General features: G+C 63.5%; 23 protein-coding genes and 1 tRNA gene. 11 read left to right on the plus strand and 13 right to left on the minus strand.

Annotated features, from left to right (window positions below):
* Positions 1-5: 5 nt before the first annotated feature.
* Positions 6-650, minus strand: coding sequence for a glutathione S-transferase family protein (locus IVB29_RS32110; RefSeq protein ID WP_247507417.1), 645 nt, complete (start codon positions 648-650; stop codon positions 6-8).
* A gap of 87 nt (positions 651-737) precedes the next feature.
* Between IVB29_RS32110 and IVB29_RS32115 the strand changes: the two genes are divergently transcribed.
* Both IVB29_RS32115 and IVB29_RS32120 read left to right on the plus strand, forming a co-directional pair.
* Positions 738-1718, plus strand: coding sequence for a YafY family protein (locus IVB29_RS32115; RefSeq protein WP_247507418.1), 981 nt, complete (start codon positions 738-740; stop codon positions 1716-1718).
* Positions 1719-1855: 137 nt separating this feature from the next.
* Complete coding sequence (locus IVB29_RS32120) at positions 1856-2089, plus strand: hypothetical protein (RefSeq protein ID WP_247507419.1); 234 nt, start codon at positions 1856-1858, stop codon at positions 2087-2089.
* A 73-nt stretch (positions 2090-2162) separates the two neighbouring features.
* On the opposite strand, the gene IVB29_RS32125 is transcribed toward IVB29_RS32120, so the two are convergent.
* The 3 genes from IVB29_RS32125 to IVB29_RS32135 all read right to left on the minus strand — a co-directional run bounded on the left by IVB29_RS32125 (position 2163) and on the right by IVB29_RS32135 (position 5104).
* Entirely contained in the window at positions 2163-3110 is a 948-nt protein-coding gene (locus IVB29_RS32125) for a fatty acid desaturase (RefSeq protein WP_247507420.1), read from the minus strand.
* A gap of 15 nt (positions 3111-3125) precedes the next feature.
* The gene (locus tag IVB29_RS32130) at positions 3126-4142 is read right to left on the minus strand and encodes an alpha/beta fold hydrolase (protein ID WP_247507421.1); all 1017 of its coding nucleotides are present in this window, start codon (positions 4140-4142) and stop codon (positions 3126-3128) included.
* Between the two features lie 158 nt (positions 4143-4300).
* Positions 4301-5104 carry an MBL fold metallo-hydrolase gene (locus tag IVB29_RS32135; RefSeq protein WP_247507422.1) on the minus strand — a complete coding sequence of 268 codons (804 nt, stop codon included), beginning with the start codon at positions 5102-5104 and terminating at the stop codon, positions 4301-4303.
* A 143-nt stretch (positions 5105-5247) separates the two neighbouring features.
* Between IVB29_RS32135 and IVB29_RS32140 the strand changes: the two genes are divergently transcribed.
* Positions 5248-6447 carry an MFS transporter gene (locus tag IVB29_RS32140; protein ID WP_247507423.1) on the plus strand — a complete coding sequence of 400 codons (1200 nt, stop codon included), beginning with the start codon at positions 5248-5250 and terminating at the stop codon, positions 6445-6447.
* A gap of 35 nt (positions 6448-6482) precedes the next feature.
* Here IVB29_RS32140 and IVB29_RS32145 read toward each other — a convergent pair whose 3' ends face one another.
* A complete protein-coding gene (locus IVB29_RS32145; RefSeq protein WP_247507424.1) occupies positions 6483-8096 on the minus strand; it encodes an acyl-CoA synthetase in 1614 nt (537 codons plus the stop codon).
* A gap of 154 nt (positions 8097-8250) precedes the next feature.
* Between IVB29_RS32145 and IVB29_RS32150 the strand changes: the two genes are divergently transcribed.
* Positions 8251-9456: an ABC transporter substrate-binding protein gene (locus tag IVB29_RS32150; protein WP_247507425.1), complete on the plus strand. Its 1206-nt coding sequence runs from the start codon at positions 8251-8253 to the stop codon at positions 9454-9456.
* Positions 9457-9492: 36 nt separating this feature from the next.
* On the opposite strand, the gene IVB29_RS32155 is transcribed toward IVB29_RS32150, so the two are convergent.
* The 3 genes from IVB29_RS32155 to IVB29_RS32165 form a co-directional block, all read right to left on the minus strand.
* The gene (locus tag IVB29_RS32155) at positions 9493-9981 is read right to left on the minus strand and encodes a DUF2059 domain-containing protein (protein WP_247507426.1); all 489 of its coding nucleotides are present in this window, start codon (positions 9979-9981) and stop codon (positions 9493-9495) included.
* A gap of 40 nt (positions 9982-10021) precedes the next feature.
* Positions 10022-11242 (minus strand): OpgC domain-containing protein, encoded by a 1221-nt coding sequence (locus IVB29_RS32160; RefSeq protein ID WP_247507427.1) that lies wholly within the window; start codon positions 11240-11242, stop codon positions 10022-10024.
* Between the two features lie 300 nt (positions 11243-11542).
* Positions 11543-14596 carry an adenylate/guanylate cyclase domain-containing protein gene (locus IVB29_RS32165; protein ID WP_247507428.1) on the minus strand — a complete coding sequence of 1018 codons (3054 nt, stop codon included), beginning with the start codon at positions 14594-14596 and terminating at the stop codon, positions 11543-11545.
* A 287-nt stretch (positions 14597-14883) separates the two neighbouring features.
* Between IVB29_RS32165 and IVB29_RS32170 the strand changes: the two genes are divergently transcribed.
* The 3 genes from IVB29_RS32170 (at position 14884) to IVB29_RS32180 (ending at position 16646) form a co-directional block, all read left to right on the plus strand.
* Positions 14884-15375, plus strand: coding sequence for a hypothetical protein (locus tag IVB29_RS32170; protein ID WP_247507429.1), 492 nt, complete (start codon positions 14884-14886; stop codon positions 15373-15375).
* A gap of 234 nt (positions 15376-15609) precedes the next feature.
* Positions 15610-16110 (plus strand): hypothetical protein, encoded by a 501-nt coding sequence (locus IVB29_RS32175; protein WP_247507430.1) that lies wholly within the window; start codon positions 15610-15612, stop codon positions 16108-16110.
* On the plus strand, positions 16068-16646 hold the full coding sequence (locus tag IVB29_RS32180) for a thermonuclease family protein (protein WP_247507431.1): 579 nt from the start codon (positions 16068-16070) through the stop codon (positions 16644-16646). Before IVB29_RS32175 ends, IVB29_RS32180 begins: the two co-directional genes overlap by 43 nt.
* A gap of 53 nt (positions 16647-16699) precedes the next feature.
* Here IVB29_RS32180 and IVB29_RS32185 read toward each other — a convergent pair whose 3' ends face one another.
* Entirely contained in the window at positions 16700-17581 is an 882-nt protein-coding gene (locus IVB29_RS32185; protein ID WP_247507432.1) for a PhzF family phenazine biosynthesis isomerase, read from the minus strand.
* 178 nt (positions 17582-17759) lie between these two features.
* Positions 17760-18512 carry a glucose 1-dehydrogenase gene (locus IVB29_RS32190; protein WP_247507433.1) on the minus strand — a complete coding sequence of 251 codons (753 nt, stop codon included), beginning with the start codon at positions 18510-18512 and terminating at the stop codon, positions 17760-17762.
* Positions 18513-18605: 93 nt separating this feature from the next.
* Between IVB29_RS32190 and IVB29_RS32195 the strand changes: the two genes are divergently transcribed.
* Complete coding sequence (locus tag IVB29_RS32195) at positions 18606-18917, plus strand: helix-turn-helix domain-containing protein (protein ID WP_247507434.1); 312 nt, start codon at positions 18606-18608, stop codon at positions 18915-18917.
* Between the two features lie 134 nt (positions 18918-19051).
* Here the strand turns inward: IVB29_RS32195 and IVB29_RS32200 are convergent, their stop codons facing one another.
* The 3 genes from IVB29_RS32200 to IVB29_RS32210 form a co-directional block, all read right to left on the minus strand.
* Complete coding sequence (locus IVB29_RS32200) at positions 19052-19375, minus strand: HepT-like ribonuclease domain-containing protein (protein WP_247507435.1); 324 nt, start codon at positions 19373-19375, stop codon at positions 19052-19054.
* A 22-nt stretch (positions 19376-19397) separates the two neighbouring features.
* A complete protein-coding gene (locus IVB29_RS32205; RefSeq protein ID WP_247507436.1) occupies positions 19398-19709 on the minus strand; it encodes a nucleotidyltransferase domain-containing protein in 312 nt (103 codons plus the stop codon).
* Between the two features lie 185 nt (positions 19710-19894).
* A tRNA-Met gene (locus tag IVB29_RS32210) sits at positions 19895-19971 on the minus strand.
* 305 nt (positions 19972-20276) lie between these two features.
* On the opposite strand from IVB29_RS32210, the gene IVB29_RS32215 reads away from it, so the two are divergent.
* From IVB29_RS32215 to IVB29_RS32225, 3 genes are all read left to right on the plus strand, one after another.
* The gene (locus IVB29_RS32215) at positions 20277-21722 is read left to right on the plus strand and encodes a coniferyl aldehyde dehydrogenase (RefSeq protein ID WP_247507437.1); all 1446 of its coding nucleotides are present in this window, start codon (positions 20277-20279) and stop codon (positions 21720-21722) included.
* Between the two features lie 147 nt (positions 21723-21869).
* Positions 21870-23462 (plus strand): choline dehydrogenase, encoded by a 1593-nt coding sequence (locus IVB29_RS32220; RefSeq protein WP_247507438.1) that lies wholly within the window; start codon positions 21870-21872, stop codon positions 23460-23462.
* Between the two features lie 262 nt (positions 23463-23724).
* On the plus strand, positions 23725-24237 hold the full coding sequence (locus IVB29_RS32225) for a CvpA family protein (protein WP_247507439.1): 513 nt from the start codon (positions 23725-23727) through the stop codon (positions 24235-24237).
* The last annotated feature ends 88 nt before the right edge of the window (positions 24238-24325 follow it).

Genomic DNA, 24325 nt, shown 5'->3' on the forward strand with positions numbered 1-24325 from the left:
TTCATTCAACCACCAGCAGCCGCGGCATGCTGCGCCGCCATCTCGGCGTCGGCGGCATTGATCCGCTGGAACACGGGACGCGAGGTCATCCGCTCGGCATAGCGAACAAATACATCTTTCTTCGGCACGATACCGAACATCATCGTCCAGCTGAACGCAACACCCCAGAGAATATCGGCAGCGGTCATCCGCTCGCCGAGCAGATATGGCCCCTTCGCCAATTGCGCCTCCAGCGCACCCAGCATGGTGTCGTAATCCGCATAGGGCGATTGCGTGATCGGTGCCGGCTCGCGCTGCATGAACTTGTCGATCAGCGCCGGCTCGAACGACGAGCCGTAATAGGCGATCCAGCGTAGATACGGACCGCGCAGCGGATCGTTCAGCGCGGGCGTCAGCCCCGCCTGCGGGAAGAGATCGGCGAGATAGATGGTGATCGCGACCTGCTCGGTCACGAGCGCCTCGCCGTGGCGGATCGCCGGCACCTTGCCGAGCGGATTGATGGCGAGATAGTCGGGCTTGCGCTGCTCGCCGGCCTTCATGTTGAGGATTTGGAGATCGTAGGGAACGCCGAGTTCCTCGAGCAGCACCCGCGTGCCGGTGGCGCGGCTTTGCGGCGAATAATACAGGGTGACGCGGTGGGAATCGGTCATGGCAGGTCTCCATCTCGCCGGCTGGCGATGGCGTCCCTTGTAAGGAACCATACCTGACATCCTGTGTCAGGTATGGTTTAATTGATCATGCGCGCGAGCCGGATGATGTCGATCCTCACCACCCTCCAGGCCAGGGGGCAGGTCACCGCGCCCGAGCTCGCCGAGGCCTGCGAGGTGTCGGTGCGGACGATCTACCGTGACATCGACGCGCTCGCGGCATCCGGCGTCCCCGTTTATGCCGACCGCGGCGCCGAGGGCGGCTATCGGCTGCTCGACGGCTATCGCGTCCGGCTGAACGGACTGTCGCAGAACGAGGCGGAAGCGCTGTTCCTCGCCGGGCTGCCCGGTCCTGCGGCGGCGCTCGGGCTCGACGCGGCGATGATCGCCGCGCAGAACAAGCTGATGGCCGCATTGCCGGCGAATCTGCGCGAAGACGCCGGGCGGATGCAGGAGCGCTTTCACCTGGACGCCCCCGGATGGTTCGGCGAGACGGAAGAGCCCAAGCATCTGCGTGCCATTGCCGGGGCGGCCCTGCGCGGGGCACTGATCAAGATTCGCTACCAGAGCTGGCGCGCCGAGAAGCAGCGGTGCGTTGCGCCGCTCGGTCTCGTGCTGAAGGGCGGCAGCTGGTATCTCGCCGGGCAAGTCGACGGCAGCGTGCGCACCTATCGCATCGCGCGCGTGCTCGACTGCACCGCGCTTGACGATCGCTTCGATCGTCCCGCCGATTTCGATCTCGCCGACTATTGGCGAGATGCAACGCTCCGCCTCGAAGCCGAGATGCACCCCAATGTCGCGGTCGTGCGGCTGTCGCCGCTCGGCGTGAAGCTGCTCGACGCGCTGAGCCAGCCTTACGTCAAAGCACGCACACAGCTCGAAGAGGCCACTGACGCGGATGGCTGGCGCATCGCGAGAGTGCCGACCGGCAAGACCTCTTGGCACGCCGCCGCGGAATTGTTGCGGCTTGGCCCCGAGGCCGAAGTGCTGGAGCCGGCTGATCTTCGCGAGAAGATGACGGAACTGACGCAAGCGATGGCCGCGCGCTATCGCGCGGCGCGGAAAGCCTGATATCGGCGCCCCGGCCGCGGCCCACGAAACATTCCTGAAACACGATTCTCCTCATCCTGTGTGAACGCATTCGCATTTCGACCCGACCGAGATGCAGGGACACAACAACGGCCGTTGCGCCACACTGGAGAATGAAGATGTTTCGTAAGCTTGCCCTTGGTCTGATCGCCGCCACCTCGCTCGGCGCCGCCGCTCTCGCACCCACCGCCGCTTCGGCCCACGGCTTCCATCATCACTGGGGCCCCGGCTGGGGTTTTGGCGGCATCTACGTCAACACCGGCGTCAGCAACTGCTACCAGGAGCGCGTCATCCAGACCCGCCACGGCATGCGCGTCCGCGTCGTGAATGTCTGCGCCTACGGGATCTACTGATTTCCCGCCTTCACGACAAAGCTCCGGTCGCACTGCGGCCGGAGTTTTGCGTCGGGCCTAGGCGATTTTTGAGTTAGCCGATCTGCCGATGCCGGCGAAACCAGGCCCAGGTCTCGCGCGTCGTCCTGATGTAGCCGCGGCCGCGATAGACGATCTCACCGTCGACGATCTCGTTCAGCTTCGGCAGCGCGTGAAACGGGATCGAGGGATAGGCGTGATGCTCGACATGATAGGGCATGTTCCACGTGAACCATTTGACGACCGCGCCGGTGGTGGTGGTGCGCGTGTTCTCGAAAGCGCTGCGGGTGCGATCGCAACCGGTGTGCTCGGCATAGAGATAGGGCCGCAGGAAGGATTGCCCGATCAACAGCGGAACGATCCAGACCCAGAGCAGCAGCGCCGAGGAGAACCACAGCGAGAGTGCGAAGAGCAGCGCATAGAGCGCGACATAGGCGCGCGCCTCGGCCACGATGATGGCGCGCTTGTTTTCGGGAATCCACGGCATGACGACCTTGCCGGTGACGGCATGGCCGAGCATCAACCTGAGGCGGCCGGCGACCTGGAGCAGGCCGCTATAGGCGAGCACGAGCTGCGTGTCCGATTTGGGCTTGACGCCGACGACCAGCTCCGGGTCCTTCTCCGGATCCTGGGTATAGCGATGATGATCCCAATGGAACAGGCAGTAATATTCGTAAGGCGATCCGATGATGAAGCCTGAGACATAGCCGACCGTGAGGTTGAGACCGCGGCTCTTGAACGCGGTCTTGTGCGCCGTCTCATGCACCGCCATGAACAGGAAGGCGACGAAATAGCCCTGCACGGCCACCAGTGGCAGCGCCCAGAGGACGCCGTAGGTCGCGGTCACCTTCCAGATCAGTGCGCCGACCAGCACGACCACGCCGTAATGGCAGAGGCTGCGCGCGGCGCCCTGGACATTGGAACGGGCCGACAATTCGCGCAGCATGGCCGGTGTCAGCGGCTTCAGGCGATGACCGGGCTCTGAAACGGTTGCGTCAGTCATGATCGGATGCCTGCCCTATTTGTTGAGGAGTTCTGCGATCTCGGCCTTGAGGAAGGCCTGATCGCGCGGATTGTTGACGGGGTTGCCGGCGCGATGGCCGTGCAGCGACGGGATCGGATGCAGCACCGCAGATTTCGCGTTGACCAGCTGGCCGAGCTCGTCCTCGTTGTCGCGGACATCGAAATAGCGATCGGTTGCGCCGGGCATCAGTAGCATATGCGCCGTGATCGCGGCGAGCGCGCGATCGAGATCGCCGCCGAATGTCGCGCAACGGCTGATATCGCCGTACTGCCAGATATCGACCTGCGCCAGCAGATCGTTGGCGTCGCGGCGGGCAAACGCCGCGTCCCAGGCGCGGACGAGATAGTCTTCCAGCGAGGTAAAGCCCGTCTCGCGCCAGAGCTCGTCGCGATAAAAGCCATGCGACATCGCCCAGCCGGCATAGACGCGCCCCATGGCGCGATAGCCCGCAACCGGTCTCTCGACGAAACGGCCGTCGCGGAAGGCGGGATCGCCTGTGAGCGCGGCCTTCACGCTTTCGAGGAAAACATGATTATACGGCGCGCAGCGCGCACTGCCGCAAACGACCGCGGCCCGTTCGACCATATCAGGATGCAACGCCGCCCAGTGATAGGCCTGCACGCCACCCATCGACCAGCCATAGACCAGCGCGAGTTTTGTGATGCCGAAACGCTCGGTGAGCAGCCGGTGCTGGACCGCGATGGCGTCGTGATAGGTGAGTTGCGGGAACGGCACGGCCGTGTTCGACGGCGAGGACGACAGGCCGTTGCCGAACAGGTTCGGGATGATGATGAAGTAGCGCGCCGGGTCGAGCACGCCGTCGGGCCCGATCAGCCACTCCGTGTCGAAATGCTGCGCGCTGAACGAGGTCGGGTAGAGGATGACGTTGTCCTTGGCGGAGCTCAACGTGCCATAGGTCTGGTAAGCGAGCTTCAGCGCGGGGAAGACGGCACCGGATTGAAGCGTGACGTCGCCAGCCTCAAAGATCTCGTAGTCGCGCTGCGCTGTCATGGACCCAATTTCCGCTCACGCGGCCGCAGAGCGCGCCCGCCGAAACGACGATGCATTGATCGTGCCGGACCAGCAAACGCATCGTTGCGTCGCGCCTAATAACTGTACTTATAGTACATTTATTAGATTAAGGCAACGGGAATTCCGGCCACCGCGCGTCAGGCGATCGCCGCGATGTATCGCCTCACCGACGCCGCGAACGCGGCCTTGGCGCCTGAGGCGATGTTGCGGCCCCACCAGGCGCCGTAGATGCGATCGAACGCGAGCGGCTCGACCGCAGCTGCGATCCGCCGCACCGTAGCGGCATTGAGCGGCATGTAGTTCGGATAGGAGTACATGAAGCTGACGAAGCGGCGATCCATCGTCACCTGCGCGATGTCGCTGGTGAGCAGCGCACCCTTGCCGTCCGCGCCGCCCGCATGATGCAGCATGGTGGCGCCCGCGAAATGACCGCCAGTGCGCAACAAGGTGACATCGTCCGAGATGCGGTGGTGATCGCCCGCCCAATGCACGATCGAGGTGTGCTGCCGCGTCACCCATTGGCGATCATCTTCATGCAGATAGACCGGCACGCCGCCGAACGCCTCGCTCCAATCGGCGAGCGCGCCATAGTAATGCGGATGCGAGATCGCGATCGCCTTCAGCCCGCCGAGCGAGCGCACATACGCGATCGCCTCCGGCGTCGCCAGCGGAATGCAGTCCCACATGATGCAACCATCGCCGAGCGGCACCAGCAGCGCGCGCTGGCCGATGGCAAAGCTCGGCTCGAGCGCGAGGCCGGTCAGGCCGAGATCATCGCGCCAGACAAGACGGTGATGTTCAGCCAGCGTCTCGCGGCTGAGAAACGCCTGCCCTTTCCAGTTTACATATTGCCGTTCGTCCTCGCAGACCGGACAGGAGGCAGGCGGATGCCCCCGGTCCGGGAATTGCGCGCCGCAGGTTTCACAGGTCCACAAAGACACGGTTGTTATCCAGCTATCGCAAATGCGGTCGGAACTAACGGGATGAGGACAGGTTAGATCGTGATAAGCGCCGGCACAATGGGTCGGCAAACTGCGCGTGGCGCGAGATTCTCTTCGATCGACAGGAACATTTCAGCGTCTCGATGACATCGCGCCCTTCCCCGTCCCGCATCTGGCCTCTGTTCGCAGTCAACTTCTTCATGGCCGACATGCAGTCGGGCATCGGACCGTTTATCGGCGTCTTCCTTCAGGAGCGCGGCTGGGCAAGCGGATTGATCGGCACCGCCATGACGATCGGCAATGTCGCGGGCATGCTGGTGACGACGCCGATCGGCGGCTTCATCGATTCCAGCCGCAACAAGCGGCTGTGGGTCGTCATCCCAGGCATCTGCGTGGTGCTGGCCTCCGCGATCATCCTGATCTCGCAGAATTTCTGGGCGGTGACGGTCTCGCAGGTCGCGCAATCGCTGGCGAGCGCTGCGATCGTGCCGGCGGTCACCGGCATCACCCTCGGCATCGCGAAACAGAAAGGCTTCAATGCCCTGAACGGGCGCAATCAGGCCTTCAACCACGCCGGCAACATGGTCGGCGCGGCACTGTCGGGCTATCTCGGCTACAAATACGGCTATGTCTCGGTGTTCGTGCTGGCGGCCGTGTTCGGTGCCATTGCGATCGCCTGCGTGCTGATGATCCCGGCCAACGCCATCGACGATCGCCAGGCCCGCGGCAGCAAGGAGGACGAGAGCAAAAACCCGCCGGATGCGATGTCCGTGCTCCTCAAGCACAAGCCGCTCCTGGTCCTGGCGCTTGCGCTTGCCATCTTCCATCTCGGCAATGCGGCGATCGTCCCGCTCTATGGCCTCGCGGCGGTGGCCGAGGGACAGGCCAATGGTCCGAGCTTCGTTGCGACCACCGTCGTTATTGCACAAGGCGTGATGGTCGTGACGTCCCTGGTCGCCATGCAGGTCGCGGGAAAGCGCAGCTACTGGCCGGTGATCCTGGCATCCTTCATGTTCTTACCCGTCCGCGGCGTGCTCGCGTTCTTCGTCACGGGATGGTGGGGCGTCGTGCCGATGCAGGTGCTCGACGGCATCGGCACCGGACTTCAGACCGTCGCCGTACCCGGCATGGTCGCCCGCTCGCTCGATGGCACCGGCCGCATCAATCTCGGCCAGGGCGCCGTCATCACCGTGCAAGGCATCGGCGCAAGCCTCAGCCCCGCGCTCGGCGGCTGGATCGCGCAGTGGATCGGCTACGGCCCGACCTTCCTGCTGCTCGGCAGCTTCGGCCTTGCGTCGATGGCGCTGTGGCTGGCGTTCGGGACGCACGTGAAGAAGTATTGAAGCGCGATCTCCTCCCTGCAAGTGGGGAGAGAGCATCACATCCCAAAATTCTTCTGGACCGCCTTGTCGAGAGTATCAGCCCCGATGAAGCGCTGGCGCAGCTCACGCTTGAGCAGTTTTCCGCTCGGGTTCTTCGGCAGGCTGTCGACGAAGATCACGCGCTTGGGTACCTTGAAATGCGCCATCTGGCCGGCGCAATGTTTCACCACGGCGTCCTCGTCGAGCGTCTCGCCGGTCTTGACCACGACGATCGCGGTCACCGCCTCGATCCAGCGAGGATCGGGCAGGCCGACCACTGCAACTTCCGACACAGCGGGGATGCGGTAGACCATTTCCTCGACCTCGCGGCTCGCGACATTCTCGCCGCCGGTCTTGATCATGTCCTTGACGCGGTCGACCACGGTGATGTGGCCCTCGTCATCGACGGTGGCAAGGTCGCCGGAGTGAAACCAGCCGCCGGTGAACGCCGCCGCGGTCTTGACGGGATCGTTGTAATAGCCGGAGAGCAGATGCGGCGAGCGGTGCACGATCTCGCCGACTTCGCCGACCTCGACGTCCTCCATCGCCGTGTTGACCACGCGCGTCTCGACATTGAGCACGGGCTTGCCGGCCGAGCCGGCCTTGCGCAGCTGATCCTCGGGCCGCAGCACGGTCGCGAGCGGCGCGATCTCGGTCTGACCGTAGAAGTTCCAGAACTTTACATTGGGCATACGACGCTGCAGTTCGAGCAGGACCTCCACCGGCATGATCGAGGCGCCGTAATAGCCCTTCTGCAGTGTCGACAGGTCGGTCTTGTCGAAAGACGGCGAGCGCAGCATCGCGATCCAGACCGTCGGCGGCGCGAAGAAGGAGGTGATCTTGTGCGCCTGGATCAGCGCCAGAATGTTGTCGGCGCTCGGCTTGCCCGTGATCACACCGGAGGCGCCGAGATAGATTTGCGGCCCCAGGAACACGTCGAGCTGGGCGCAATGATAGAGCGGCAGCGCGTGCAAAAACCTGTCATCCACGCTCATGCCGCCGTCGATGATGCAGCTGACATATTGCCACATCACGGCCTCATGGGTCAGCATCGCGCCCTTGGGCAGCGATTCCGTGCCGCTGGTGTAGACGATCTGCGCGAGATCGCGGTTATCGACGGAGGCCTCAAGGAACGAGCCGTCCGCATCGAGGAGATCGTCGAAGCTGGTGAGGCCCGTGGACGCGGTGGCGGGATCCTCGCCCGGTAGCCAGATCATCTTCTCGACTGCGCAATCCCTGGCGCTAGCGGCCTTCGCCGGTTCGACAAAGTCAGGACCGGCCGCGAGCAGCCTTGCGCCGGAGCTCTTCAGGATAAAATTGATCTCGTCCGGATTGAGCATGAAGTTGATCGGCACCAGCACCGCGCCGATCCGCGCCAACGCGAAGCGAAGCGCAGCGAAGGCGTGCGAATTGCGCGATAGCACGGCCACGCGATCACCCTTCCCGATGCCAAGACCGAGCAGACCGCGGCCGAGCCGGTTGCAGATCGCATCCATCTCGGCAAACGTCCAGCTGACATTGCCGCAGCTCACCGCCAGCTTGTTCGGCTCGCGGCCCGCCGATCGGCGCAGGAGATCGCCGATGGAATGCTCGCGCGCTTTCGCGATGGTTGCTGCGGTGTCGCTCGACATTTCCACTCCCCAAAATTTGCAATTTGCGCGAAGCGTAGTCGGCGCTGCCGGCCGCGTCAAATTGCCTGCGCGGCGGCGTCATGACGCAAGAATTGCCCCTTCGCCGGAGCAAGCTTGGGTTGGTGCACCAACAATAAATATCGGGGGAAATGCCATGCATCGGATCGCGCGCGCCGCTTTTGCGGCGGGGCTGTTATCTGCGTCTTTGATCGGTCCATCGTCCGCCCAGCAGGCACCACTCAAGATCGGCGTGCTTTCCGATTTCTCCTCGGTCTATTCCGACATCGGCGGCCAAGGGAATGTCGAGGCTACCAAGATGGCGATCGAGGATTTTGGCGGGCAGATGTTCGGCAAGCCAATCGACATGGTCGCGGCCGACGTGCTCAACAAGCCCGACGTCGCCTCCACCATCGCGCGAAAGTGGTGGGAGACCGAGGGCGTCGACATGATCATCGACCTGCCGACCTCGGCCACTGCGCTTGCGGTGATGGAGCTGTCGAAGCAGTACGAAAAGATCATGATCGTGACGGACGCGGCGAGCTCCGACATCACCGGAAAGTCCTGCTCGCCCTACACCGCGCACTGGACCTACGACACCTATTCCAACGCCCACACCGTCGGCAGCGCCATCGTCAAGAACGGCGGCGACAGCTGGTTTTTCCTCACCGCGGATTATGTGTTCGGCCATTCGATCGAGCGCGACACCGGCGATGTCGTGAGGGCCGCGGGCGGCAAGGTGCTCGGCAGCGTCAAGCATCCGCTCAACACGGCCGACTTCTCCTCCTTCCTGCTGCAGGCCCAGGCCTCCAAGGCCAAGATCATCGGCCTTGCCAATGGCGGCGGCGACACCATCAATGCGATCAAGCAGGCCGGCGAGTTCGGCATCGTCGCCGGCGGCCAGAACCTCGCGGCGATCGTGATGTTCATCTCCGACGTGCACAGCCTCGGGCTGAAGCTCGCGCAAGGCCTGATCATCACGGAGGCCTATTATTGGGATCTCAACGACAAGACCCGCGCCTTCGGCAAGCGTTTCCAGGAGCGCATCAAGCGCATGCCGACAATGAACCAGGCCGCGACCTACAGCGCGACGCTGCACTACCTCAAGGCCGTGCAGGCCGCCGGCACCAAGGACACCAAGACGGTGATGGCGAAGATGCGCGAGATGCCGGTGAAGGATGCCTTCACCGACAACGGCATCCTGCGCGAGGACGGCCGCATGGTGCACAGCATGTTCCTGTTCCAGGTGAAGAAGCCCGAGGAGTCGAAGGGCCCGTGGGATTATTACAAGCTGCTCGCCGAAGTGCCGGCCGACCAGGCGTTTCGGCCGCTGAAGGATGGTGGCTGTCCGCTGGTGAAGTAAGCCTGCGCGCGGCAATACCTGCGCGCTCGAGCTTGTCTACGGCTTTTGCCGCTTCTGCCGCAGCGCCTCGGTCAAGCGCTGCTTCAGTTCATCCGCGGCCTTCTGGCTGACGTCCTGGCCGATCTGCGCGCTCGCCTGCGCCAGCGTATCCGACTTCTCTTGATACTTCTTTCCGGCAGGCCCGGCGTAGAATGCCTGGATCTGGCGCAGCTCGTCGACGGTGAAGCTCTGGGCATAGAGGGCTGCGATCTGCTCGGTCATTGACGCCAAGTATGGCGCGTAGATGTCGGAGCCAGGCGCCGTCATCGCATCGTAATCGTGCTCGATCTCGGGTCGGTCCTGCGCGACCACGGGTCTCAGCTTGAGCATCAGTTGCGGAAGAGCCGCGCGATATTGATCGGCAATCTTCAGCGTGGCGACGAGTTTTCGCGCAGCATCCATCGCCTCGGGCGACGGCGCTTGCGCCGACGCGTCATAGACGAAGAGCAGGAGGGCGCAGGCAATCGTCAACAGAAGTCTCGACATGGATCTCTCCCGAAAATCATCCGCGCGACGCGACGTGCCCTCAGCGGCGAGCCGGAGCCACGCCGATAACCGTTACCTGCGCCCCGTCGGCGGCGGGCGCCGGCTCGTCGTCGACGTCCGTCACCTTGACGAAGAGGCTGGGCACCCGCTCGGCGCGGTCGAGCAGCCACGCCGCCCCGGTCATGATGACGAAACCGGCGAACGAGACAGCGAGTTGCTCCCAGACGCCCCTGGTGTATTGCATCAGGATCCAATGCGCCGAGAACGACAGGAATACGCTGAGACAGAAGATCGGCAGCGAGTGCTGGCCGCACAGGATGACCGGACGCAGCCATTTCATATGCAGCGCCTTCCAGTGACGCGGAACGCAATAGGTCACCCAGATCGCCAGCGCCAGAAAATGCGTGAAGCGCAGCATGTCGAGATCGGTCTTGTCGATCGGGTAGATCGCCTTGATCATCCATTTCGGGATCAGGGCCTCCAGCGCGGGGAGGTGCCAGGTCATTATGATCAGGAAGGCGAAAGCGATCCACGCAGCGGCCAGGCCCATGACCGTCCTCGACCAGACCCATTTGGCGATCTTCTCGATCTGACCGACGCCGCACCACGCGGCGAAGACGAACATGAGCTGCCAGCAGAACGGATTGAAGTACCAGGTCGTGCCGGGCGGATAGGAGGCGACGTTCCAGTCGAACCAGCGCGACAGCACATAGAGCACCACGGAGGCGGTGAGCGTCAGGTTCGGCCGGCGCACCAAACCCCATACGATGAAGGGCGCGGCGAGCACCAACGTGATGTAGAGCGGCAGCACGTCGAGATTGACCGGCTTATAGCGCAGCGAGAGCGCCTGACCTATCAGGATGTCCGGATGGTCGAGAAAACTGTGAACGTTGAACTCGTCCGCATACATCGGGTTGTCGAATCTCCTGATCGTGCGGGCGATCTGCGCCGTGAACAGCAGGAACAGCATGATGTGGGCGACATACATCTCCGCCGCCCGCCGCCACAGCCGCTTCAGCGCGGCGACAAACCAGCCGCCGGCGACGATCGGCCCGTAGATCCAGCCGACCAGATAGCCGGAGATGTAGACGAAGAACTCGGCGGCGTCGCTGAAGCCGTAATTGCGCAAGGTGAGCCAAGCCACGACGTCGTGCGGGATGTGGTCGAGGAAGATCATCCACAAGCCGATGCCGCGGAGCAGATCGAGCCGCAGATCGCGCTCGACCGGCGCCAACAAAGCTGACTGGTCCCGTGTGATCATGGCCCCGCCTCGTCCGATGGCCGTCGCGCCATGGCGGCGCCGGCAAAATGGGATGCTAAAAAATATAAATCAAAAGTCACCTGACCTGCAGGCTAGCGCCAACGGTAGCCGACCTCAGCCTCCGTACAAAGGCTGTTTCGACGACCGGCACGCGGCAGTGCCCCATCAAAAAGGTCCAAAACAACCCCATGCACAGTAGAGGCGGCCTCGTAAGTCATTGCTTTGCTTGAGCAAATAAAATCACTTGTCGGGCAAAAAATCGGCCCCACGGCCCGATGGCACGCCAGCGAAGGACCGACGTCAGGTGAGCTCGCCGCCGCGCGCGAGCACCTCGTTGAGCATCGCCTCGGCCTTGTGCTGGAGCGGCAGCGCGCCGCTTTCGGTAGCGATCGCGATGGCGGCACGTAGCGCTGCGAGAATGGCCGCCTTGTTGTCCTCGCTGGAGGCCGGCGTCACCACGGCCTCGCCAAACAGGGCCTCGGCCTCGAGACCGGCAAACCCCTGCTGGCGGGCGGTGTTGCGTGCCTCGCGCAGCATGTTCTGCGCGGCATTGACGTCGCCGAGACGCCAGGTGGCAAGCGCGAGATAGATCGAGCTGCGCAGCACCGCCGAGGTATAGCCGACCGCCTTCGCCTCCTCGCGCGCCTCGGTCAGCATGCCGCGCGCCCGGTCGAACAGCCCCTGGTCGAGATAGGCGATACCGAGGTGACAGGCGAGCACCGGCACGAACAGGCGGATGCCGTGCTTCTGCGCGAGGACGAAACCGTCTTCAAGAATGGCGGCGGCCGCGGCTGGTTCGTTCCGGCCGAGCATCAGCCAGCCGCCGCTATAGGCCGCTCCGGCCCGATCATAGGGGCGATTGGTCTCTGCCGCGATCGCGGACGCCTGTTGCTGGAGCTGCTCGGCCAGATCGTGTTCGCCCATCACGGTATGGGTGAAGCCCTTCATCATGCAGCAGAGCAGCAGCAAATATCTTGGAGTCGTCCCGATCGGAGCGCTGGCGTCCGGCCCCGCCAGCTGGGCATGAGCCAGCGCCAATGTCTGCACAGCTGCGCGGTAGCGGCCGGCGAGGAAATAGGCCTGTCCGAGACCGTATCTTGCGAGATTGAGCCACCCCTGATTGCCCCACTCCTCCGCGAGGCGGACCACCTCTTCAGACACCACGACCGCCTCGACCGGTGCTCCGTAGAAATTCTGTGCCCCGGCTCTGACCGTCATGGCGGCGACCCTGCGCCCGATGTCGTCGATCGCGCCGGCCCTCCGCTCGGCCTCTTTTCCAAGGTCGAGCCACTCCGCCACCTGACCGGAGGCGATGAATGCCGCGCGTGCTTCCATCCGCAGGTCGATCGCATTGGCCTCCCGCAAAGGCGTCATCGGGGTCTTGTCGAGCGCGCCCATCGCGATTTCGAAATAATTGGCTGCGTCTGAAAAGGCCGACCGGCTCAGGCATTTTCGTCCTGCGCTCTTGCCGTGACCGAAGGCCTTGTACCAGTCCCTGGCGCGTACCGCGTGATAGCACAAAGTGTCGGGCTCATCCGCACACGATCCGTCGCTCTCGAACGTCGCAAGCACGCGCGCGTGAATATCTTCGCGGACCTTGTCGACCATCGAGTCGTAGGTCACCTGGCGGACCATCTCGTGCCGAAATTCGAGCGCGTCGTCCAGCTCGCTGTCGATCCTCACCAACAGCTCGGCGCGATCGAGCGCCGCGACGCAATCCTGAAGGGCATCCTCGGGCAGCTCGGCCAGCTTGCGCAGCATGGCGACGCTCGATCTCGGCCCAAGCGCTGCCGCGATCTGCAACACGGAACGTTCCTGACGCGACACCCGGTCGAGGCGCGCCGCAATCACGCCCTGGATGCTGGAGGGAATGCCGAGTTCGTCGATCGGGCGCACGAGCGCGAGATCGCCCCACTGGCCGCGGAGCGTTCCGCTGTCCCTCAAGCCCCGGCAGACCTCCTCGATGAAGAGAGGGACATTGGCCGTGTGCGAAATGATCCGGTTCTTCAGATCGTCGTTCGCCGCGGAAGGACCGAGCATGTCGGCCAGCATGGCCAACCCCGAATCGTCGTCGAGGGGCCGCATCGCGACGACCTCGGCACGGCAACGCGCGATCCAGACCGGCATGCCGTTGGGCCTGGAGGTGAGGAGCACGAGAAGATCGGGCGCCTGCAGCGAAGCAATCGCGGCCATGACCGTATCGCTGGCCCGGTCGATCCAGTGCAGATCCTCCAGCAGAAGCACCGTCCGTTGACGGCGGGCGATGCCATCGACGATGGCGCAGCTTGCATCGGCGATCGCCCGTCCCCGGGCATGGGGCTCGAGCTGGTGCCATTGCGCATTCGATATCGGCAGATCGAGCACCGCGTCGAGGGCGCAGCGCTGGATCTCCCCGAGGTCCTTCCTGATATCTCCAGGGCCATCGGGGTCCCTTGCAGCCATCTCCAGAACCGAGAGCAAAACCCGCTTGAGCGTGCTGAACGGGGCGCCCTGGAGATTCGGGCTGCACTCGGCATCGATCAGACGCCAGCCATGCCCCCTGAGCTCCTGGACAAACTCGTGCGCGAGCCGCGATTTTCCGATGCCGGCGTCGCCGAGCAGCAGGACCGTCTGCCGGTTCGATCTGGCGCTCTCGACGGCACGCGCCAGCAGCGCCCGCTCGGTCGTGCGATCGACGAACCTGGAGACACTGCGCGCCCGTCGCACCCGCCAGCTCGACAGGTCACTCGCACCCACGATCCGGTAGACCGGCACAGACTGGTTGAAGCCCCGTAGCAGCTTGCCGCCGAGAAACTCGAACCGGACGTGACCCTCGGCAAGCTCCTGGCAGGCCTGCGACACGTAGATCTGATTCGCCTCGGCCGCCGACTCCAGTCGGGCGGCCAAGTGCTGGGCCGCACCGCCGATCTCGTAAACCTTGGAAAACTCGCTGGCGACCATGTAGGCAACGACATGGCCGGAGTGGAGACCGACCCGAACCTGAAGTCCGGGGTCACCCAGGCCAGCGACGCGCCGGACCAGCTCGATCGCCGCGTGGCACGCCAGGGGCGCGTGATTGTCGTCCGCGATCGGGGCGCCGAACACCGCTGCGAGCCCGTCGCCCAATTCCTTGCTGACGATGCCCCCGAACTGACGCACCGCCCCCCTCATCGCGGCCAGGGCCGGCTCCAGCCGCGAGACCGCCTCCTCCGGATCGAGCTCGGCAACCAGCCCGGTCGAATCAATGACGTCGGCGCGGAGGATCGTCACGAACCGGCGTTCGCTGTCCGGCTCGGAACGCCGCACGGCCACCCCGCATTTGGAGCACCAGCTATCGCTTGGGTCGATCGTAGACTGGCACGCGACACAATGCATTTCAGTGCCTTACAGAAAGTCACGGCGCCGTCTGTTGCCAACCGGCGCTCACGAAGAGCCTGACACAAGATTACCCATCGCAGGATTCGTGGCAATCAAACTTGCAAACCCGCATGGCTGCATCTCCAGCGGGCGGCTCTCTGGACGAAGCACATTTTTGAGTGATAGCGTTTGCGCGCGCGAGAATGGGGCCGCGCGTTCTGGGGGGCGCCGAGGCTTTCGGCCAACGAGCTTTGCCGGGCTGCAAATTACCCCGATTGATTAGATCATATCGAAGGACAAGGGCGATGGGCGGAAGGACATATAGCGGCAAGGCGTTCAAAGACCTGATGAACAGCAATTACTACCCTCTGGCGAACATGAAAAAGAGCGTGGCCAAGCTCAAGGCGTCGGAGGATATCGATCTGCCGACCCTGGAGTACGGCCAGTACCACCTGATCCTGAATCCGGCATCGAGCTGGCCGCAGGGCAGCGCCAAGTACTGGCACAAGGAAAAGGGCCGAGCCCGCCTCGATCTCAGCACCCAGCCGAACACGGTCGCCCTGTCCAAGGACGAGCCGGGCGTGATCCCGCTGACGCGATGCGACCTGCTCGATGCCAGCGTCCGGAAATGCTTCAATTCCGAGCCGCCGATCCCGATGAAGACCAACATCATCGTCCACGCGCCGAGCGATGCCTACGCCCACCGGCACGAGATCCGGCTGGAGTGGGAGTACAAGAAGGGCGCGGACAAGCCGACGCTACTCTATCTGACGATGGTCTGTCCGCACCGGGACTGATCTTCGGCCGCCATTGGGTCGGTCGGGAAAAGACTGCCTTCGCCTCTCGCACGCCCCGGGCATGCGGGAGGCGTTTGCTTTCAGGGCCGTCCGAGCTGTCGCCACAGCCGCAACGTGTCGCGGCTGTCCCATCTGTCGTCATGGGCGTGTCGCACGAAGATGGTCCGTTGCTGTCGATTGCGTGCGCGAGTCACCTGACGAGGCGATCGTCACGCGCTTTGACAGGAGCGGCCGATGCCCGTTGGACTGCTGGAGGTCGAAGGCAGCATTGACGTCAAGCAGTTCTGGCCGGAGGGACGGTCGGACGCTGACACCACCAAGGTGGTGGTGAATGTCGCGCCCGACGCGATCCGCTTCCGCAAGAACGACTCGTCTCCGTTCCAGCCGACCCATGTTTTCGACAACGCCAAGGTCAAGGGCCGGACCGCGACGGCGCCGATCAAGAACGGCAAGCTCACCATTCGCCTCCAGGGCATCGACGCGCCCGAGCTGCACTACATGCCCTCGCCGCTCTCGCCCGCCGAGAAGAAGGGGCTGACGGACGCCAAGAAACAGGCCTATCACGAGGTCACCCATCCCTACCGGCAATTCCTCGGCGCGACGTCGAGCAAGGCGCTGCATGATTTTCTCTCTGGCGCGGGCGCAGCCACGCTCGCCTGCCGGGTGTTCACGCATGTCGATGCCCGAACGAGGTGTTCGACACCTATGGGCGGCTGGTCGGCGACATCGAGGTGACGGTCGGCGGCCAAAAGGTCGACGTCAACCACTGGCTGGTCGAGCAGGGCTTCGCCTATCCGACGTTCTACTCCTCGATGAACGACGACGAGATCAAGGCCTTCCTCGCGCTCGCCAAGACCGCGCGCACCAAGAAGCTGCCGGTCTGGAAGCATCTCGCCAGGACCATTGGTGCCTTCGACTTCGATCTGCGCGAACCCAAGACAAACGAGATCGCGGTGCTCGCGGCCGACAAGGGCCCGGTGATCCTTCCGAAGCTGTATCGCCGCAACACCAACTGGTCGGCGCGCAAGAAGGCGAAGATCACGAGCCAGAATTTCCAGAAATTCCTGAGCGAAGGCTCCGGCGGCAAGCCCGACACCTGCTACGAGATCGACGACTTCCTGAAGAACGGCGTGCACTCTGCCACGCCACGGAATTTTGCCGAGTTTGTCGAGGGCGGGAAGACGATCAAGTTTCAGCCGGAGGGGCTGGTGTTCGGTGAGGCGCCGTCGAGCCTTGTCGGGGCGGACGGGAAGCCGATCAAAGAGTTCTGAGGACGGAGGGCGGCGGCGGGTTACGTTATGAACCGCGCGTAAGCCTCGGTCCCCTAGAGCTGCAAGACATGCGATTGCGCGAGCGCCACCGAGCCTCCAAGCAGGCAGCCGACAGACCTGCCATCGGCGAAGCCAAGGCGCACCCGGATCTCGGACAAGGCACCCATGGCCCGCCCCTGCATGATGGTGATCCGCTCGCTGTTGCGCGCGACAAGGCCGTTCCTGAGCAATCCGAACGCGAGCGCCGCAGCGGCGATGCCGGTGGCAGCGTCCTCCGGGTAGCCTGACGATTTCGGAAACTGCCGCGCCTCGAAACGCTGCTCACCCTGATGGTCGACGGCATAGGGGTAGAGGCCGGTGGACCCGATCCGCCCGCAACACGCCTCGATCTGCACGGGCTCCGGCACGAGTTGATTGAGCGCGCGGTCGCCCTTCATCGGGATCAACGTCTTCACCCGCGAGGTAACGGCGTTCTGTATCGGCAAATCAAGCAGATCGCGGCGCGACAGCTTGAGCACCGACAGGACATCTTCTTCTTCGGCCCGCTTGAGATCGACGACCTTGCCGACCGGCTGGCTGATCTCGACGGAGGGCTCACCCGAGCTGCCACGATCGACATAGCCCGTCACCGCGCCACTGCGCGTCTCGATGCGAACCTGCTCACCGGACAACAGGCCCTTCGTCGCGAGCAGCCAGAGCGCGCCGATCGTCGCGTGACCGCACATCTCCATCTCGTGTTGCGGCACCCAGAACCGGAAAGCGTAGTCGGAGTCGCGGCTGGAAGCCGGCAGGACGAAGCCCGACTCATGCCCGAAATGCTGCGCCACCGACTGCATTCCAGTGGCGGAAAGGCTCGACGCATCCACGACGATCGGACACGGGTTGCCACCGGCGCCCATGTGGGTGAACACGTTGACAAGCTCGATCTCGGTCATCGGATAGCTCACTTCATGGATGGCGCGACGGCGTCGACGATGGCGCTGGTATAGCCGGGACGGTGACGTGTCCTCAACTGCGGGGTGAGCGGAGATCGCAATCGCCGCAGCCCCCGTCTCACGGGCCGCGTCGGGACGACGAACTTCACGACCGTCGTCCCCAGAAGCCCCCGCCCCGTCAGCGCAGACCACCCGTGACGTGCAGCGTCTCACCCGTGACGTAGGACGCATCATCCGAAGCGAAGAAGGCCACCGCGGCGGCGATCTCCTCGACCTTGCCGATGCGGCCAAGCGGGGTGGTGGATTCGATCCAGTTGCGCATGTCACCCTCGTGCAGGCCGGCGGACAAGACGCCTTCGGTTGCGACCATGCCGGGATTGACGGTATTGACGCGGATCTTGCGCGGCGCCAGCTCCTTCGACAGCACTGAGGAGATCGCATCCACCGAGGCTTTTGTCGCGGTGTAGACGGCGGTGTTCGCCGGCGCGAGGGTCGAGACGCCGGAGGAGATATTGATGATGCTTCCGCCGTTGGCATTGAAGTGCTTCGACGCTTCACCCGAGACCAGCAGCAGGCCCAGCACATTGAGGTCGAATTGCCTGTGGAAATGCTCGGGCGTGATGGCCTCGAGCGGCGCGAATTCGTAAACGCCCGCGTTGTTGACCAGGATGTCGATCGCACCGAACGCCTTCACGGTGTCCGCGACCACGCTCTTCACGTTGTTGGCGTCCGCCAGATTGCCGTGAACGGCGACGGCTTTGCCACCCTTGGCGACGATGGCGGCGACGACGCGGTCGGCGCCCTCCTTGCTGCTGCTGTAGTTGACAGCGACCGCCGCCCCCTCCGCCGCGAGCCGGATGGCAATCCCGGCACCGATGCCTTTGGAAGCGCCTGTCACGAGCGCAACTTTTCCTTCGAGTCTTTTGATCATCGCATGTCTCCATTGTCCGGCGGGTGCCGATATTCAATAGTTCAATACTAATGAACTATTGAAAAAGTTCAAGAGACGGACTACATTTTGGGCATGGTGCAGTTCGTTCACCCGCAGAGGGACGAGATTACGCTGGCCGGGGTGCTCGCAGCGCTCGCGGATCCCATGCGGCTGCGTATCGTCAAGAGCCTGGCCGCACAGAACGATTGCATGTCGTGCACCGAGGCGGCGCCTTGCCCCGACATGGCGAAGTCGACGCTGTCGAACCATTTTCGCATCCTGCGCGAGGCCGGCCTGATCCGGACGTCGAAGCAAGGCGTGCAGCACCGCAACGTGCTGCGGGAAGAGGACATCAATGCGCGGTTTCCGAGGCTGCTGAAGATGATTTTGAGTTTTCCGGAGTGAGAGCAGTCGCTTAGGTCAGCAGATTTACAGGTGCGCAAGGTATCGGATGATGTTTCCACACGGAGCATGTGGTCAAACAAAAATGGCCCGCGTGATGCGGGCCATTTTCAATCCATTGAGCCTGCACGGTGTGTTCATTTGTCCGGCGGCCCCAGCTCAGCGAGCAGCGCCGTTGCGGTCGCGCGCAAGGACGGCAGCATGGTTGTGACGATCTCCCACACCCGTCCGTCGTCAATCATCGCATAGCCGTGGATCAGCAAATTGCGAAAACCGATGATCTTCCGGACGTCGGCACACGGTCGGCAAGCTCCGGCGCCTCCTTCGACAACCGGTTCAGCGCCTCGCCGATGATCTCGAACTGCCGCTCCACTGCCGAACGGATCAACGGGCTCGCCCCGATAGCCTGCGGCATCGATGCCAGCCGTGAACTCGCTGATCGCCGCGGCAGCCTGCTGCACGTCCCAGAGACAGGCGCGCGGATCACGCTGCATAGATCAGCTCTTTCGACCGTTCGATCGTTGCGCGCACGTAGGGGTTCTTGACGGCCGAAGCTTCCACGAGATCGACCGGCCGTCCGAGCAGCCGTTGCAGCGCTTCGGAGAAGCCGAGAAACTGGTCGAACGCTGACAGGCCGCTGTCCTTGCCGAACGCGACGAGGAAATCGGCATCGCTTCTTGCAGGATCAAAATCGGCGCTGCGCGCGGCCGAACCGAACACTTCGAGCCGCACCACGCCGTAACGCTGACACAGCGCCGTCAGTGCCTCACGGTGCTTTTCGATCTCCGTATGCATGCCAATCTCCCGCCGGCGGGATGAGAATACACGTTACAAATCATCGCACCAAAGCTTCGTTAGGGATGTCCTCCGTCCGTAAATGTCGGGATGGCGCCTGATAGAACGGTCTCGCGGAGCCCCAAAAGCAAGAAAGCCGCCCCGGAGGACGGCTTTCTAAAACCTCTTTAAATCAGAGGCCTACTTGGTTGCGGGGATAGGATTTGAACCTATGACCTTCAGGTTATGAGCCTGACGAGCTACCGGGCTGCTCCACCCCGCGTTAACAATTGCACGCCTTCGTCAAAATGCCGGGGACGGGGGGCCGACGCGGTACGCGTGGCTTGCTTCGTCCGTCCCAAAGGCTTCCTTGGAAGGCAACCCCGGGCAAAGCCCGTCGGGTGCGCGGGGCGTATGTACCAACCCGAGGTGCCTTTGGAAAGGGCCGTGGGGACGTTTTTTTCGACTTTATGACAGCGTGGCGGCGGATTTCCGGCCGGTTTGACGCACTCTTGCCAGAAGTTCCACAAAGGGCCAGCTTGCGGCAACAAAAATTGGGGGCAAACGCCAGTTTTGGGGAGGAACGGCATGGACCAGACCCTGGACCGATTCCCGGCGAGCGCGCCGCGTCACGCCCTCGAAAACACCTTCCATGCCATGGTGGCGCGATCGCGGACCGAGGCGGCGCCTGATCTCTCAGGGCGGCTCGACCGGCTGGCGCGCCTGCGCGCGGTGGTGGCCGACAACGAAGAGCGCTTCCGGCAGGCGATCTCGGCCGATTTCGGCCATCGCTCGGCGGTCGAGACCAATATCGCCGAGACCATGATGGTCTATGGCGAAATCCGGCATGCGACAAAACATTTGAAGAGCTGGATGGTGCCGCAGCGCGTGGCGACCGCGCTGCAATTCCTGCCCGCGCGCAACCGGCTGATGCCGCAGCCGCTCGGCGTCGTCGGCATCATCGCGCCCTGGAACTATCCGCTCCAGCTCACACTGGCGCCGGCGATCGGCGCAATGGCCGCCGGCAACCTCGTCATCATCAAGCCGAGCGAGCTCTCGCCGCATTTCTCCGCGCTGCTGAAGGAGACGGTGGCCGCGCGGTTCGATGCCACCGAGCTGCTGATCACCGGCGTTGAGGACGACGTCGCAAAAGCGTTTGCGAACCTGCCGTTCGACCATCTCGTCTTCACCGGTTCGACCACGGTCGGCCGGTTGGTCGCGGAGGCTGCGGGGCGCAATCTGACGCCTGTCACGCTCGAGCTCGGCGGCAAGTCGCCTGCAATCATCGATTCGTCAGCCGATCTCGAAGAAGCGGCCGAGCGCATCGCCTACGGAAAGCTGCTCAATGCAGGCCAAACCTGCATCGCGCCGGATTACGTGCTGGTGCCGGAAAACTCCGTGCAGGCCTTCGCCGAAAAGGTGCGCGCGCAGATGCGGCGCATGTTCGGCACCGATCCTTCAAATAAGGACTACACCTCCGTGATCTCCGACCGCCATTACGCGCGGCTCGAAGGTCTCGTCGCCGATGCCGCGAGCCACGGCGCAAAAATCCTGCAACCCGCGAAGGCGGATGATCCCAACTGGAAGGCGCATCGCAAATTCCCGCCGACGCTGATCCTCGGTGCGACCGAGGCGATGGCCGTGATGCAGGAGGAAATCTTTGGGCCAGTGCTGCCCGTGCTCGGCTATCGCGATCCGGCTGATGCGATCGCGTTCGTCAACCGGCGTGACCGGCCGCTGGCGCTCTACTGGTTCGGCAAGGACCGCAGCGTCCGCGACGAGGTGCTGTCGCGCACCATCTCCGGCGGCGTCACCATCAATGACTGCCTGTTCCACTTCGCGCAAGTCAACCAGCCGATGGGCGGCGTCGGCGCATCCGGCACCGGCGCCTATCACGGCGAATGGGGTTTTCGCACGTTCAGCAAGCTGAAGCCGGTGTTCTACCGCTCAAAATTCAACCGCCTTGCCGATCTCTATCCGCCCTATGGCGGCAAGATCGCGCGGCTGGAGAAGATGATGCGGTTCATGTCTTAGCGGTTACAAACACCGTCATTGCGAGCCCAGCGACTTGTCCGCCGAAGCCTCGGCGAAGGCGGAAGCAATCCAGAATCTTTCCGCAGCGACAGTCTGGATTGCTTCGCTTCGCTCGCAATGACGAGAAGAGAAATGGGGGAAACATTCGTGACTGACACATTCGATTTCGTCGTCGTGGGCGCAGGCTCCGGCGGCTGCGCGGTGGCAGGGCGGCTGTCGGAGGATACGGCGACGTCCGTGGCGCTGCTCGACGCGGGCGGACGCAACGACAATTGGCGGATCACCACGCCGTTCGGGCTCGCTCTGCCGTACAGCGCGGCGAACTGGGCCTTCGATACCGTGCCGCAGAACGGATTGAACGGCCGAATCGGCTATCAACCGCGCGGCAAGGGCCTCGGCGGCTCCTCGGCGATCAACGCCATGGTCTACATTCGCGGCCATCGCGCCGACTACGATCACTGGGCCTCGCTCGGCAATGCCGGCTGGTCCTACGCGGACGTGCTGCCCTATTTCAAGCGCTCGGAGAACAACAGTGATTTCGACGGCGAATATCATGGCAAGAACGGCCCGCTGCATGTCAACGGACTGCGCTCGGACAATCCGATCCATGACATCTTCCATCAGGCCGCGCGCGAGGCGCAGTTCCGCATCCGCGAGGACTTCAATGAAGAGGACCACGAAGGGCTCGGCAGCTACCAGGTGACGCAGCACAAGGGCGAGCGCTGGAGCGCGGCGCGCGCCTATCTGCAGCCCCACATGGACAAGCGAACGAACCTGCGCGTCGAGACCGGGGCGCATGCCACGAAAATCCTGTTCGAAGGCGGGCGCGCGGTCGGCATCGAATATGTGCAGGGCAAGCAGACAAGGAGGCTGCGCGCCCGCCGCGAGGTGATTTTGGCTGCCGGCGCGTTCCAGTCGCCGCAGCAATTGATGCTGTCGGGTATCGGCGATGGCGATGCGCTTCGTGCGCACGGCATTGATGTCGTGCATCATCTGCCGGGCGTCGGGCGCAATCTGCAGGACCATCCGGATTTCGTGTTCGTCTACGCCTCCGACTATCCGCACCTCGTTCACGCGTCGCTTGGCCGATTGCCGTCCCTGCTCCGCGCCATCCAACGCTACCGCCGCGAGCGGCGCGGCCTGATGACCACCAATTTCGCGGAGTGTGGCGGCTTCCTGAAGACTAGCCCCGACCTCGACGTGCCCGACATCCAGCTGCACTTCGTCATCGCGATGCTCGACGACCATGGCCGCAAAAAGCACAAGCAGGCGGGCTTTTCATGCCATGTCTGCCTGTTGCGACCGAAGAGCCGCGGCAGCGTATGGCTGAAAAGCGCCGATCCGCTCGCCGCTCCCATGATCGATCCGAACTTTTTGGGCGAGGCGGAGGATCTCGAGACGATGGTCGCGGGCTTCAAGACCACGCGACGGCTGATGGAGACGCCCGCGATGCGCGCGTTGCAGAAGAAGAACATGTTCACGGCTGACGTGAAAACGGACGACGACATTCGCGCCATCCTGCGCAATCGCGTCGACACGGTCTATCACCCTGTCGGCACCTGCAAGATGGGCACGGATGCGATGGCCGTGGTCGATCCCAAGCTGAAGGTGCACGGCGTGGAAGGCTTGCGCGTCGTGGATGCCTCGATCATGCCGACGCTGATCGGCGGCAACACCAATGCGCCGACCATCATGATCGGGGAGAAGGCGGCGGATATGATCCGGGCGGAAGTGCGGTAGCGCGAAGCCGCCGCGTCATACTCCATCGTCGTCCCGGACAAGCGTAAGCGCAGATCCGGGACGACAGCGGTGTTCAATTCGGCAGGAACCCGCCATCCACCGTCGCGAGGAAGGTTTCTTTACCGGCGTCGAATAGTGATGGGATCTCATGGGATCACCGCAATCCCTGAGCCTCGGGAGGAAAAAAATACAGACGATTTTAGCGATCTGAAACGGAACGATCGGTTCGGCGTTCATTCGTTCCATCGAGGTCTCTTTGCCCATGAACAGTTTCGATCTCGCGGTCTATGCGGCGCTCGCCGTTGCCATCGGCTTCGGTTTCAGAACCGGCCTGCTCGGCAGCGCCATGACCATCCTCGCCTATCTCCTCGCCGCCCCCATTGCGGTTGCACTGATGCCGCTGATCGTCCCGCAGCTCGCAAGCAATCCGAATCCGCCGCTGCTGCAGAACTGGATCTGGTTCTTCGGCATCTTCGTAGTGGTCGGCATGCTGCTTGGATATATCGGCCGCCTGGCGCTGAGCGACACGATCCGCGACGCCGGGATCGGCGATCGCCTCGGCGGCGCCGCGCTCGGCGCCATCAGGGTCGGCCTCGTTGCCACCACGCTGGTGCTGGTGTTCGACCAGATCGTGCCGGCCAACCGCCAGCCGCCTTTCCTCGTCGGCTCACATCTGCGGCCATTGTTCTCGGTGGTGGGACAGATGGGCTTCAAGACGCTGCCGCCGGAGGCGACGTCCGCGATCGACCGACTCAAGCAGGAACGCCGCATCTGATCAGGCGCATTTGCATCGCCGGGCGGGCGCGCATGCATTTTGATGCGGCTCCCTCCCTTATCAGCGGCACCGATGTTGGCTAGAGTGC

It is taken from the genome of Bradyrhizobium sp. 1, from assembly GCF_023073315.1.
In the GTDB taxonomy this organism is placed as follows: Bacteria; Pseudomonadota; Alphaproteobacteria; order Rhizobiales; family Xanthobacteraceae; genus Bradyrhizobium.